The sequence below is a fragment of the Pseudomonas sp. RL_5y_Pfl2_73 genome, assembly GCF_963970515.1.
Classification (GTDB): Bacteria; Pseudomonadota; Gammaproteobacteria; order Pseudomonadales; family Pseudomonadaceae; genus Aquipseudomonas.
Genome location: NZ_CAXAPD010000001.1, coordinates 1 through 12,772 on the forward strand (window position 1 = coordinate 1; position 12,772 = coordinate 12,772).

At 61.0% G+C, this 12,772-nt stretch carries 9 protein-coding genes, 4 tRNA genes and 1 pseudogene; 4 read left to right on the forward strand and 10 right to left on the reverse strand.

Annotated elements, in window-relative coordinates:
• A pseudogene (locus AACY42_RS00005) lies at positions 1-230 on the forward strand (transposase); the annotation flags it as partial.
• Here AACY42_RS00005 and AACY42_RS00010 read toward each other — a convergent pair.
• The 6 genes from AACY42_RS00010 to AACY42_RS00035 form a co-directional block, all read right to left on the reverse strand.
• The gene (locus tag AACY42_RS00010; protein WP_339475047.1) at positions 175-4,569 is read right to left on the reverse strand and encodes an RHS repeat-associated core domain-containing protein; all 4,395 of its coding nucleotides are present in this window, start codon (positions 4,567-4,569) and stop codon (positions 175-177) included. The pseudogene AACY42_RS00005 and the gene AACY42_RS00010 sit on opposite strands and share 56 nt — an antisense overlap.
• 188 nt (positions 4,570-4,757) lie before the next feature.
• A complete protein-coding gene (locus AACY42_RS00015) occupies positions 4,758-5,159 on the reverse strand; it encodes a sel1 repeat family protein (protein ID WP_339475049.1) in 402 nt (133 codons plus the stop codon).
• On the reverse strand, positions 5,160-5,531 hold the full coding sequence (locus tag AACY42_RS00020; RefSeq protein WP_003179080.1) for a hypothetical protein: 372 nt from the start codon (positions 5,529-5,531) through the stop codon (positions 5,160-5,162). It lies immediately after the preceding gene.
• Positions 5,528-5,869, reverse strand: a complete 342-nt coding sequence (locus tag AACY42_RS00025) for a helix-turn-helix domain-containing protein (RefSeq protein ID WP_339475050.1) — start codon at positions 5,867-5,869, stop codon at positions 5,528-5,530. The genes AACY42_RS00020 and AACY42_RS00025 overlap by 4 nt, the downstream gene beginning before the upstream one ends.
• 115 nt (positions 5,870-5,984) lie before the next feature.
• On the reverse strand, positions 5,985-6,440 hold the full coding sequence (locus tag AACY42_RS00030) for a YkvA family protein (RefSeq protein WP_339475052.1): 456 nt from the start codon (positions 6,438-6,440) through the stop codon (positions 5,985-5,987).
• Positions 6,441-6,735: 295 nt separating this feature from the next.
• A complete protein-coding gene (locus AACY42_RS00035; protein ID WP_339475053.1) occupies positions 6,736-7,449 on the reverse strand; it encodes an FKBP-type peptidyl-prolyl cis-trans isomerase in 714 nt (237 codons plus the stop codon).
• 268 nt (positions 7,450-7,717) lie between these two features.
• Between AACY42_RS00035 and AACY42_RS00040 the strand changes: the two genes are divergently transcribed.
• Positions 7,718-9,526, forward strand: a complete 1,809-nt coding sequence (locus AACY42_RS00040) for a di-heme-cytochrome C peroxidase (protein ID WP_339475055.1) — start codon at positions 7,718-7,720, stop codon at positions 9,524-9,526.
• Between the two features lie 28 nt (positions 9,527-9,554).
• Positions 9,555-10,691, forward strand: a complete 1,137-nt coding sequence (locus AACY42_RS00045; protein ID WP_339475057.1) for a catalase family protein — start codon at positions 9,555-9,557, stop codon at positions 10,689-10,691.
• A 424-nt stretch (positions 10,692-11,115) separates the two neighbouring features.
• Here AACY42_RS00045 and AACY42_RS00050 read toward each other — a convergent pair.
• From AACY42_RS00050 to AACY42_RS00065, 4 genes are all read right to left on the reverse strand, one after another.
• A tRNA-Asp gene (locus AACY42_RS00050) sits at positions 11,116-11,192 on the reverse strand.
• Between the two features lie 17 nt (positions 11,193-11,209).
• Positions 11,210-11,285 (reverse strand) — tRNA-Val (locus AACY42_RS00055).
• A gap of 176 nt (positions 11,286-11,461) precedes the next feature.
• Positions 11,462-11,538 (reverse strand) — tRNA-Asp (locus tag AACY42_RS00060).
• A 19-nt stretch (positions 11,539-11,557) separates the two neighbouring features.
• Positions 11,558-11,633: transfer RNA gene (locus AACY42_RS00065), tRNA-Val, on the reverse strand.
• Between the two features lie 160 nt (positions 11,634-11,793).
• On the opposite strand from AACY42_RS00065, the gene rdgC reads away from it, so the two are divergent.
• Entirely contained in the window at positions 11,794-12,714 is a 921-nt protein-coding gene (rdgC, locus tag AACY42_RS00070) for a recombination-associated protein RdgC (protein WP_339475059.1), read from the forward strand.
• The last annotated feature ends 58 nt before the right edge of the window (positions 12,715-12,772 follow it).

The following is a 12,772-nucleotide window of genomic DNA, read 5'->3' on the forward strand; positions in this document are numbered from 1 at the left end:
CGCTGATTCATGCGCCCAGTTCTACCAAGAACAAAGATGGAAAGCGCGATCCTGAGATGCATCAGACCAAGAAAGGCAACCAATACTACTTCGGTGCCAAAGCCCACATCGGTGTCGACGATGAGTCGGGCCTGGTGCACAGCGTGGTGGTCACGGCGGCCAATGTGGCCGACGTCACGCAGGTCGACAAACTGCTGCATGGCGAGGAAAACGTGATCTGCGCCGATGCTCCGCCGTCATCGGCAGCGCCGGCTCCCCCTCATCCATCCCAGCCTTCGCCGCCGGATCCTGCTGCCCAACCGCCGGTTTTGTACACCCGTCGCTTCCCGGACAATCCACCAACCCCAACGGATCCACCCACCCCGTCGGGTTCAGGGTGTACCGATACCCATTGAGCCCTCCCGCCAATTTGCTCGGGTCAGGCGTCAGGTAGCGGCCGGTTTCGGGATTGTAGTAGCGGTGGCGGTTGTAGTGCAGGCCGCTTTCGGGGTCGAAGTATTGGCCCTGGAAGCGCAGCGGTTGCTCAAGTTGTTCGCCGCCGCCGTGCTGCAGTTCGGTGAGTTGGCCGTAGCCGTTGTAGCGCGCCGACCAGACGATCTGGCCGCTGTAGCTGGTCAGTTCCTGGGGCGTGCCCAAGTGGTCGAGGTGGTAGTAGAACGGCGTGGCTTTTTCCGGGCCTTCGCCATCAAGCATTGCCAGTGGGCGGAAGGTGCCGGGTTCGTAGACGTAGCTGCGGTGGTGGCGCGGGCTGTTTTCGGCGACGACCTGGTCGCCCTGCCAGAAAAACTCCGTGGTCAGGCCGTCCACGGTCTTGCTGATGCGTCGGCCAAAGGCGTCGTAGCGGTAGGAGGTTTCGCGGCCGTCGGCGCCGGTGATGCCGATCAGGCGGTGTTGACTGTCGTAGTGGTAGGCGCTGACCAGGGCCTGGCCGAGGCGTTCGCGGATCTGGTTGCCGAAGGCGTCGTAGTCGTAGTGGCGGTCGCCCTCCTTCAGCAGGCGGTTGCCCTTGAGGGTGATCGGGCCGGGCCGGTCCTGCATCATCAGGTTGCCGGCCGGGTCGTGGCAGAAGTGTTCCGGCGGTTCGCTGTGGGAAAAGTCGATGCGGGTCAGGCGATCCAGCGGGTCGTATTGGTAGCTGCGACGGCTTCGGTTGTCGGAAAGGGTTTGCAGGTTGCCCCGGGGGCTGTAGGCATAATCGCGCCAGAACAGTTGCTGCTGTTGGCTCTGCCACACGGTCTGGGCCTTGAGGCGGCCCTGTTCGTCGTAGTCGTAGTCACTGAGCAGCCGCCCCTGCCGACGTTGCCGCTCGCGACCGCCGTCAAACCGGTGTTCGGTCAGGCGTGAGCCGTTGAGGTCGATGGCGGTCAGTGCGCCACCTGGGGCATGGTGGTAGTCGAGCTGGCTGTCGTCCGGCAGGCGCAGGTGGTTGAGGCGCCCACAGGCGTCGTAGCGATAACGCAGGGTGCCCCAGCCCTGGTGCTCGCAGACCAGCCGGTCCTGGGCGTCGTATTCGAAGGCCAGGGGATGATCGCTGCCGTCGTTGACGTGGACCAATCGGCCCAGCTCGTCGTAGCGGTAGTCGATGGCCTGGCCGTCGGGCAAGATCTTGAGCCGCAGCCGCCCGGCCGCGTCACGCTGGTACTGGGTGAGCCGTTGCGAACCGTCCTCGCCGTACTCGGTTTTTTCCAGCAGGTGGCTGTTGAGGTCGTAGGCGTAGGCGGTGCGTTGGCCGTCGAAGCCGACTTGTTGTCGGATCAAGCCGTTGGGCGTGTAGTCCAGCTGATATTTTTCGCCGGATTCGTTTTCGATTTCGGTCAGCAACAGCCGCGCCGAGTCGTAGCGGTACTTCAGCTCGCTACCGTCGGGGCTCAGGCGACGGCTGACCAGGTGCAGGTCGTCGGCATATTCGTAGCGGGTCAGCCGGCCCTGCTCATCGCGCTCGGCGGTGACCTTGCCGTAGGCGTTGTAGCTCCAGGCACGGGTCGCGCCGGTGGGCAAGGTGGTCTGAAGCAAGCGCCCCACGGCATCCCATTGGTAATGAGTGACGGCGCCGTGTTCGTCCTGGCGAGTCAGCAAACGCCCCAGGGCGTCGTAGGAAAAACACCGGCGACCGCCGTCGGGCAGGATCGCTTCGGTCAGTTGGCCCAGGCGACTCCAGGTGAAGCGATGTTCGCCACCGTCCGGGTCATACGTCGCCAGCAATTGCCCGTGGGCGTCGTAGGCATATTCCGTGCGCCGGTCGTCCGGATCGATGAAGACGATCACGTCACCCAGGGCATTGCGCCAGTAAGTGCACACGGCCTTGCCGCGCGCACGGGTGTGCAGGAAACCGTTGCGGTATTCGTAGGACGTCGGCGCCTCGTCCGGAGGAATCAGCGCCACCAGCCGTCCGACGTCGTCGTAGCGGTATTCGCTAACGCTCCCCAATGGGTCCTGTTCAGCGATCAGCCGGCCCTGTTCGTCGTAGGCCTTGAGGTGCTCGCCGCCGTCGGGCTCGACCTTGCGCACCAGCCGCGCCCGCTCGTCGTGGACATACACTTCCTGGCTGCCATCCAGATGCCGGGCCGTGACGCTGCCGTCTTCGCCCCAGGTATAGCGGCTATCCATCTGCGCAAACGAAGCCCAATGCCGTACGCAGCGGGACGCCGGCCCGGCGCCTTGCCACTCCCAGTAGAAACTCGCCCCGCCGGCCAGTTGTCGCTGGAGGATGACGTGCTGGTCGTCGTAGTCGTAGCGCTCGCTTTCCCCGGCGGCATTGGTCGCTTCGATCAGTCGGAAACGTCCGTCGTAGCGGTAGGACACCAGCGTCTGTTCGGTCCGCCAGGCTTCGTCGAGGGTGATGGCGGGATGGAAGCTCTGGTAGTCGACGGCGATCAGGTGGCGCTGCTCGTACCGCAGGCGCAAGGAACGCCCGCCACCGTTGTCCAAACGGCAGATGTCGCCGTGGATGTTGCGCTGGAGGGTCAGGCGGTTGTCATAGCGGTCGCTGAGGCCACTCAGGTGGCCGTCGCGAAAATGTAGGAACGCTGCGTTTTCGCCAGGCTGGGCGACGATCAGTTCGTCCGGCTCAGTGCCCAGGTAGATCGCCGCCCGGGCCAGGCTGTTGTGGATCGCCGGACGCTGGGCGTTGGGCAGTGGAAAGGTCGTGCGGCGGTTTTCCTGGTCGACCCAGGTGACCTGCTCGCCGTCGAGCTCCAAGCGATGGGTCAGGGCATGGCTCCAGCCGCGCCCGAGGCCGACGTCCAGGTCGGCGGCGCTGGTGCGGTACAAACGGGTGAAGACGAACGGCAAGCGGCCATCGAGGGTGCCGTCGTCGAGGGTCAGCAGTTCTTCGCCGGTGACCATCGACACCGGGCAGCCGACTGCCTGGGTTTGGGCCGCGGTGTCGGCGGGGTCGCCGTTGGGGTTTTTCGATTGGGCGGGGGCGTCGTCGTGATGTTCGTGTTTTTTCAGCATGGCGTTGCGCTGCGCACCCCAGTGCAGTTGCATCCGGCCCTTTTTCACCCCGGCCGCGATACCGCGTGCCGCCACGGTTTTGTAGCGGTCCACGTAGCTCATGAAGCCGTTGACCACTGCGAAGATCGCACGGATGAAACGCTGCATGGCGTTCAGCAGGGTTGCGCCGTGCCTGGCCAACCGCATCGACAGGTAGGCAATCCCGGCCCCCGCCCCGGCAAAGGTCAAGACCACGCCGATCAGTAAGTCGATCACCAGTTGCACCGCGACAGTCGAGAGCCCTTTGGCCGTTTCGCCAGCGACTTCACTGGGCGGCAACATCTCCAGCCAGAGACTGGCGGTGCGCACCAACAGGCACAGTGCCGCTTCGTCGCTGGCCAGCAGTTGCAGCTTGGCCATCACCTGCGGTGTTTTTTCCGCCAGGTCCTCCAGCTGCGTGGCGCTTTCACCCAACCGCTCAACAAACTGACCAGGGTCCTTGAGGATGTCTGAGAGCAAGCCGATGCTGTCCCACACACTTTCAATCGCCGCCCAACTACCGGCGAGCAAGCCGTTGCCCACCGCAGTTGCCGACGTCGCCAAGGACTGCTGCGCCCATCGCGGCTTGAAGCCCTGCCACTCGCCGCGCAGCCAGTCCGTCAGATCGGTGCTCAGGCCATCGTAGGAAGAAAACAGATTCGCGATTTGCTTGGCGGACACCTCGCCCTGAACGTGAGCCCGATAGGACTTGCCCGCCTCCCCCGTGAAGGTCCCCAGGCCTTGGGCATCCAGGGTGACCGGCGTGACCTCGCCGCTGGCCACATCCACCACATCCACCACGATATCGCCCAGCGGGATGTCGTACACCGACTCGAACTTGCTTTCGATCGTCAACGGCCCACCCTTGGGGCACTGGACGACTGTGGAGAGAAAATCATCGTCACCGGTGCTGACAGTGGTGGTGCTGTCGCCGAAGCGGATCACCCGCTCCATGCCCATCAGTGACGGCAGGTCTGCCGCATGACTGGCCCGGTCCGCTGCTCTGCTGTACCAGCGCTCGAGGTGCTCGCGGTAGATCGACAGGGTGTCTTTGAAGCTGTCGAGTTCCTGCTCGATACGGCTTACCTGATCCATCAGGACAGGGCTCTCTCACGGGCCGGCAGGAAAAAACGGTCGAACATGGGCAGACGTCTCGCAGCGCTCAGGGAGCGCGAGACTTTGCCGGGGATGGCAGGGGAATTAAGTCAGGGGGAGGAGACAGAGTGCGTAGGGCGATTCGCTAAATTCGTCTGGCTTGCACAACGAATCGCCTGTGAACACCCCTAGAGATCGCGAGTTTCAAGTGATTTGAGCTTGGTCTCGGCCAGCGGGTGCCCGGCTTTCGCCGCCAAGGTCCACCAACGTGCCGCTTCCACCGGGTCCGGCGCCTTGCTGGTTGTGCCGGCCAGGCTGATCACGCCAACCTGGTAGGCGGCCTTGCCATCACCGGCCAATGCAGCCAGCCGCAGCAGGCGAATCCCTTCTTCACGGGCCCCCAGCCCTTGGCCGCGAAACGTGAGGATGTGCCCATAGAAGCTCTGTGCACCGACGTCGCCCAAGTTCGCCATGCGCGAGAACTGCCCCTCGAGCCAGGCCCAGCCACGCGGCTGGCGGACGAACCAGGACCAATGAAACAACCGACGCGCCAACCAGTAACCGGCCAGCGCCTTGAGTCGCCAGAGCACTCAGGCCTCCGCCGACTCGGGGTACTCGTATTCAAATACCCGAACCACTTCTGAAGCGTGCCAGGAAGCAGCGGCCACGCCATCGGAAGGCCCGGAAAAGCGACCCAGGCGTTCAACACATTCGAAGAACCCCGTACGCGGCAACCGACTGGCGCCCTGGCTGATCACCAATGAACTGCGCAGCGGCTGTTCCGCCCGGGCGTCCAGCGCCGCCAAGTGCTCAAGAGCCGCGGTCAAGGTCTGCATGGCCGGGCTGGGCAGTTGCAGACGCTCCAGCAAGGCGCGGTAGGTCAATAAATGGCGCTGGCGGCGTGCCTGGTCCAACTCCCCCAACAACCCATCCCAATGCTGCCGACTGATGCGTACACTCACGATTCTTCCCTCCAACCCGGCACCGTCAACTCCCAGGCCAGACTGCGCCGAATCGCGGCATCGGGCTGACGCTCGCCGCTCTCGATCAAGGCCAGATAAGACGGGCTGATACCTACCGTGCGGGCCAACGCCTCAATGGCGATGCCCTTCCCTTCGCGTAAACTGCGTAATTGATCCAGGCCAGGGAGAACCTGACCCGGTGCCGCCGCGTGACGGACTGTCGCTTCGCGCGGCGGAGCTTGATCGATGCCTGCTGCCTTCAACAACGACTGGTACTGATCCCACGACAAAACCGCGTATTCGGGTTCTCCGTCACGTGTGATTATTTGAATATCCATGTCTACCCCGTAGGACAACAACACTTAGCGAGTCAGCCTTTTTTCTTAGAAGTGTAATCCTAAATACCGGCTAAGGTCGCGGGGCGATGCATTCTCAGGGGCAAATGCTACCGAATCAGGTTTTTTTCTGGCCTTGGAGTTGGAGTTGTTCCGGGGTATCGGGAAGCCTTTCGACCCGGGCAAGCTTCTCGGGTGACTGTCGATAACGCCAGGCGCGGAAAGCCTCAAGCTCAACGTCGAGGGTTTTCATGACCCAGGCCAGCACGGCGATATCGTCGAACATGCCAAACATTGGCAAGATGTCTGGAATCGCATCCAGCGGGCTGAGGAAATACATGAGCCCTGCCACCACCGACAACATCGACTGGGCGCTGACAGCGCGGTATTCCCCTCGCCAGTAGGCCAGGCACAAGGCCTGCAACAGACGCAGGTCCTCCTTGAGCTTGCCCAACCGTCCGCCCTCCCGGGCGCCTTTGCTGGCAACAGCGAATAGCAATGTTGGCAATCGACCGCGGGCCAGCAGGCGGCCTGCCAAGGGCAGAAATCGCGCAAAATTCCACGGGGCCTTCATTTTTTCTCCCACTGAAATGTTATCCACACAAATTGTGGATAACCTTGTGAACAGAGCTGCATTTCATCGCTGAAGCCCCCGTTTCATAAGGGCCCGGCTTAGATCGGGCGTTTTTTACTCACATAAAAAAACCCAATTTTTCATTGACTTGACCGGCTGACTGCGTCTAGCGCAGCGCCTGTATTGCCTATGACTATACCCTGCATCATGCGTTCGGTTTTTTTGCCATTTTGCAGCAGCCCAGATGCGACAACGCCCCGCATAAGCGAGGCGTTGTCGTTCATAGCAGTCGCGATTACTTGACTGCGTCTTCTTTTGCCGGATCCTTGATCGCCAGCAGTTCCAGGTCGAACACCAGGACCGAGTTGGCCGGGATGGCCGGGCTCGGGCTCTGGGCGCCGTAGGCCAGGTCGCTCGGGATGTACAGCTTGTACTTCTCGCCGACGTGCATCAGTTGCAGGCCTTCGACCCAACCCGGGATCACGCCGCTGACCGGCAGGTCGATCGGGCTGCCACGCTCAACGGAGCTGTCGAACACGGTGCCGTTGGTCAGCTTGCCGGTGTAGTGGACAGTCACGACATCGGTCGCCTTAGGCTGTGGGCCGTCGGCTTTCTTGACCACTTCGTACTGCAGGCCGGAAGCGGTGGTGGTGACACCGGCTTTCTTGCCGTTTTCTTCGAGGAATTTCTTGCCGGCGGCTGCCGACTCTTCGCTCATCTTGGCCATACGCTCTTCGGCACGCTTTTGCAGCGCGGCAAAGGCTTCGACCAGTTCTTCGTCTTTCAGCTTCTGTTCTTTCTTGCCAACGGCATCTTCGATGCCCTGGGCGACCGCTTTGGAGTCCAGGTCATCCATGCCTTCCTGAGCCAGGCTCTTGCCCATGTTCAGGCCAATACCGTAGGAAGCTTTCTGCGCCGGGGTTTTCAGCTCTACGCTGGTCTGCGAGTCGCAACCCGCGAGTACCAGGCCAACCAGGGCCACCGCCGCCGCCAACCGATGCTGTTTCATGCTATTTCCTTGTTCATGCGCCTAAAGGGCAATCGAATAAAGCCGCGAGCTTATCAGGCGGCCACGACCAATGGCTACCGGCATGTGAGCCACAAAGTAATGATAAGTTCAGGTCCGCAAACGCTTTTTAAGCCTGGACGAATGAAGCATCTGTCATCTGTTACGTACAGGGACAAATGGCCGCTCTCCAAGGACCAGGGTAATGGCCACTTGCCCGCCGCGCGGCACTGAGGCATAAGGACACATCAAAAAAAACAAGGACGTTACCGTGCGCCTTCTCTCTCGCATTCTCTTGCTGCTCCTCGCGTTGCTGATCATCGTCGTGGCGGTGGTGCTTTATTACGTCGCCAATCCTCGCTTGCCGTTCTACACGCCCGTCGAACAGGTGTATTACCTGGATCAATGGAGCGCCGCCGAGCGCCAGACGTATTACTTCACCCCCCAGGGCACCCAGGTCAAAGGCCTGCGCTACGACTGGTTCACTGCCCTCGAATTACCATTTTCGCAACAACGCTTCGCGTCGCCTGAGTATCTGGCGCGCTTTGGCTTCCTGGTCGACCCAGCGCAGAAAGCCACGCCAGACAATCCCGGCAACTTGCCGGTAGGTTTCGCTCGTCACCAGAACCCGGGCAGCAACGCCGAATTCCTGGATATCACCTGTGCCGCGTGTCATACCGGCGAATTGCACTTCAAGGGACAGGCGATACGAATCGATGGTGGCTCGGCTCAACACGTCCTGCCTTCCAGTGTTCCTACATTACGCGGTGGCAGTTTCGGACAGGCATTGGTCGCCAGTCTGGCGTCTACCTACTACAACCCTTGGAAATTCGAGCGCTTCGCCCGACAAGTGCTGGGCCAGGACTACGACGCCCGCCACGAGGCATTGCGCAAGGCCTTCAAGGTCTCTCTGGACACGTTCCTGCGGGTGGCCTGGAACGACACCCATCGCGGCCTGTACCCCACCGAAGAAGGCCCTGGCCGTACCGACGCCTTCGGTCGCATCGCCAATGCCAGCTTCGGCGACGCCATTTCGCCGAAAAACTACCGGGTGGCCAACGCCCCCGTGGATTACCCGCAGTTGTGGGACATATGGACGTTCGACTGGGTGCAGTGGAACGGATCGGCCCAGCAACCGATGGCCCGCAACGTCGGTGAGGCGCTGGGGGTCGGCGCCACGCTGAATTTCTTCGATGCCCAAGGCAAACCGCTGCAAGGCGATGCGCGCTACCCCTCCAGCGTGCGCGTTCGCGACCTGAACAAGATCGAAGAGACCCTGCAACTGCTCAAGCCGCCCGTGTGGCCGGAAGCGCTGCTGGGCTCGATCGATAAACCGCTGGCGGCCAAGGGCCGAGCCCTGTTCAGCGAAAACTGCGCCGGCTGCCATGTGCCCAAAGTGGTCCAGGGGCCTGACAGGCCGGTCCAACAACTGCACATGCTGCCCGTGCAGGTGATCGGCACCGACCCGGGCACCGCTAATAACATCGCCGACCACCGCTACGACCTGACCAGCCTGCAGTGGGATCCGGCCGAGCTGGCGAAGCTGGAAGTGCAACTGCACCCGACCCCGACGGAGCCGCTGGACCTGAGCCAACTCTCGGTCGCCAAAGGTCTGGCCTACGTCACGGCATTCGTCGAAAACCGTGCTTACCGCGACGCCGGCGTCACTCCCGCCGAGCGCCCGGCCCTGGATGGTTTCGGCCTGCCCATCGGCGTACGTGAATTACGCGCCTACAAGGCCCGGCCCCTGGCGGGCGTCTGGGCCACGCCACCGTTCCTGCACAACGGCTCGGTGCCGACGATCTATCAACTGCTTTCCCCACAGGACGAGCGCGCGACCACGTTCTATAAAGGCAACTTCGAATACGACCCGCGCCACCTGGGCTATCGCACCGAAGCCTTTACCAACGGTTTTCTCTTCGATACCCGCCTTACCGGCAACCACAACAGCGGCCATGAATTCCGCGCTGGCGAGCGAGGCAATGGTGTCATTGGCCGCTTGCTGCAACCGCAGGAACGCTGGGCCTTGCTGGAGTATTTAAAGGTGCTGGGTGGGCCACTGGAGGCGCAACTGCAATGATGAATCCCACAAGTAAAAGGAAGTTTCAATGTTGATCGCGCTCTGGCTGCGCCTCGGTGCCTTTTTGGGCAAGACGCTCCTGTGGCTGCTGGGCATCGGGTTGCTCGGCTGGGCACTGTCCACGGCCTGGTTTGCCTGGCAACACAAGGGACCGGTCCCGGACAAGGAACAGGTGGCGCCCGGCGAAGCCGCCATGACCCAGGACATCATCCAGACCGCGATCCGTATCGTCGATCAGCACCGCGAAAGCACGCGCTACCTGCGCGACGCTCATGCCAAGGCGCACGGGTGCGTCATGGCCGAAGTCCAGGTGCCGAGCGACCTGCCGGCAGCGTTGCGCCAAGGGGTATTCGCCGAGCCGGGGAAGGTCTGGCAGGCGACGATTCGCCTGTCCAACGGCAACGCCTATCCGCAGTTCGACAGCCTGCGCGATGCCCGCGGGATGGCGATCAAGCTGATGAACGTACCGGGCAAGCAACTGCTCGCTGACCGGCAATCACAGGGTGAGCAGGATTTCGTGATGTTCAATCATCCGAACTTCTTCGTCAGTGATGTCGCCGAGTACCGTCAGAATGTGGCCGCTCAGGCTGACGGGAAGAAGGCGATGGCTTTCTTTCCAAGCCTGGACCCACGCAGCTGGCAGATCCGTCATTTGTTCATCGCCCTGGCGACCCTCTCGCCGGCTCCGGCCAGCCCGACCCAGACCACTTACTTCTCGGTATCGCCTTACAAGTTCGGTGAGGCCAACGCCAAGTTTCGCGTCGCACCGGACCCGGACAGTTGCCCAAGCTACACCTTGCTTCCGCAGAACCAGGACCTGCCGAATTTCTTGCGTAGCGCATTGAACCAGCAGTTATCCACCGACCGGGTGCCGGCGTGTTTTGTCTTGCAGATCCAGCGTCAGGATCCGAGCAAGTACATGCCGATCGAAGACACCAGTATTGAATGGCAGGAAAGTGATGCACCGTTCGAGACTGTGGCACGCATTAAGGTGCCGGCTCAGGATTTTGATACGCCCAAGCTGAATCTGGCTTGTGATAATCAGTCGTTCAATCCTTGGTTTGGGATTGAGGCGCATCGGCCTATTGGTGGGATCAATCGCTTGCGTAAGGCGGTGTATGAGGCGGTCAGCGATTATCGTCATCGGCGGAATGCTGAGCAGTAGACGATGGGTTTTGGGTGTATATCCGTTTCTTCGGTAACGGCCACTTAGGTTCCGCCCTGACGGCGGGTCACTTTTGGAAGAGCGCCAAAAGTAACCAAAAACGCTTTGCCCCACCACTTGGCACCTCGCCTAGGCTCGGTGTGCCCTCACTCCGGCATTGCTTCGCGGCGGGCCCACGGAGCAATGCCTTCGTTCGGGCATGCCGAGCCTAGGCGAGGCACCGAGTGGTGGGGCTGAAGCGCTTTGGTTACTTTCGCGCTTTTCGAAAGTGACCCGCCGTCAGGGCGGAACCTAAGTGGCCGTAACCGCAGCAACGGATATACACACAAAAAAGAAAACAAAAAAAAACGACGCTCTTCCCTCGTAAAGGAAAAGCGTCGTTTCTAGTAGTCACCTGGCGTTCAGCATTCCAGATAACCGAATATGGCGCAGCGGACGGGACTCGAACCCGCGACCCCCGGCGTGACAGGCCGGTATTCTAACCGACTGAACTACCGCTGCGCGTAACACTGAAAGTTTGGTGGGTGATGACGGGATCGAACCGCCGACATTCTGCTTGTAAGGCAGACGCTCTCCCAGCTGAGCTAATCACCCTTCACTTTCGATGCGGGGCGCATTCTCTCACAGTTTTTTGTAACGTGCTGATTTAATTAGCAAATTCAGCAAAAAAATATGAGCAACACACACCACAGGAACTTCAAACAACAAAAAGCCCGCGTTAGCGGGCTTTGTGTGGTGACCTGGCGTTCAGCGTTCCAGGTAACCGAATATGGCGCAGCGGACGGGACTCGAACCCGCGACCCCCGGCGTGACAGGCCGGTATTCTAACCGACTGAACTACCGCTGCGCGTAACACGTTGAACGAATGGTGGGTGATGACGGGATCGAACCGCCGACATTCTGCTTGTAAGGCAGACGCTCTCCCAGCTGAGCTAATCACCCTTCGCTTTCGGTGTGGCGCGCATTCTACGGAGCAGTCTTTAAGCTGGCAAGCACTTTTTAAAATAATTTTTTCAGGCCTTCCAAAGGCTTAGCGAAGGGTTGGCCTATGGCGCCGCGAAGAGAATAATGCCCCCCTTTGTATAAAGGAGAGACTCACCCCATGTGGTTCAAAAACCTGCTTATCTATCGCCTGACCCAAGATCTGCCTTTTGATGCCGAGGCGTTGGAAACTGCACTGGCCAGCAAACTGGCGCGTCCATGTGCAAGCCAGGAGTTGACCACTTACGGTTTCGTCGCGCCGTTTGGCAAAGGTGAAGACGCACCACTGGTGCACGTCAGCCAGGACTTCCTGCTGATCGCCGCGCGCAAGGAAGAACGTATCTTGCCGGGCAGCGTCGTACGCGATGCGCTGAAGGAAAAGGTCGAAGAGATCGAAGCCGAGCAAATGCGCAAGGTCTATAAAAAGGAACGGGACCAGCTCAAGGATGAAATCATCCAGGCGTTCCTGCCGCGTGCGTTCATCCGTCGTTCGTCCACCTTCGCCGCCATCGCGCCGAAACAGGGCCTGATCCTGGTGAACTCGGCCAGCCCGAAACGCGCCGAAGACCTGCTGTCTACCCTGCGCGAAGTCATCGGCTCGCTGCCGGTACGGCCACTGACGGTAAAAATGGCCCCGACCGCCACCATGACCGACTGGGTCAAGACCCAGAAAGCCGCGGACGATTTCTTCGTACTCGATGAATGCGAACTGCGCGACACCCACGAAGACGGCGGCATCGTGCGCTGCAAGCGCCAGGACCTGACCAGCGACGAAATCCAGCTGCACCTGAACACCGGCAAGGTGGTGACGCAATTGGCCCTGGCGTGGCAGGACAAGCTGTCCTTCGTGCTCGACGACAAGATGGTGGTCAAGCGCCTGAAGTTCGAAGACCTGCTGCAGGACCAGGCAGAGCAGGACGGTGGCGACGAGGCCCTCGGCCAACTGGACGCCAGCTTCACGCTGATGATGTTGACGTTCGGCGAGTTCCTGCCGGCGCTGGTTGAAGCGTTAGGTGGGGAAGAGATTCCGCAGGGGATCTAAAGGCTGTTGATCTCTAGTGTGGGAGCGGGCTTGCTCGCGAAGACTGACTGACATTCAA

Excerpts from the sequence above, each read along its gene's own strand:
- AACY42_RS00045 (WP_339475057.1), top strand. The coding sequence starts at position 9,555 with ATGTTGATCGCGCTCTGGCTGCGCCTCGGTGCCTTTTTGGGCAAGACG.
- AACY42_RS00035 (WP_339475053.1), bottom strand. The coding sequence starts at position 7,449 with ATGAAACAGCATCGGTTGGCGGCGGCGGTGGCCCTGGTTGGCCTGGTA.
- rdgC (WP_339475059.1), top strand. The coding sequence starts at position 11,794 with ATGTGGTTCAAAAACCTGCTTATCTATCGCCTGACCCAAGATCTGCCT.
- AACY42_RS00030 (WP_339475052.1), bottom strand. The coding sequence starts at position 6,440 with ATGAAGGCCCCGTGGAATTTTGCGCGATTTCTGCCCTTGGCAGGCCGC.
- AACY42_RS00010 (WP_339475047.1), bottom strand. The coding sequence starts at position 4,569 with ATGGATCAGGTAAGCCGTATCGAGCAGGAACTCGACAGCTTCAAAGAC.
- AACY42_RS00025 (WP_339475050.1), bottom strand. The coding sequence starts at position 5,869 with ATGGATATTCAAATAATCACACGTGACGGAGAACCCGAATACGCGGTT.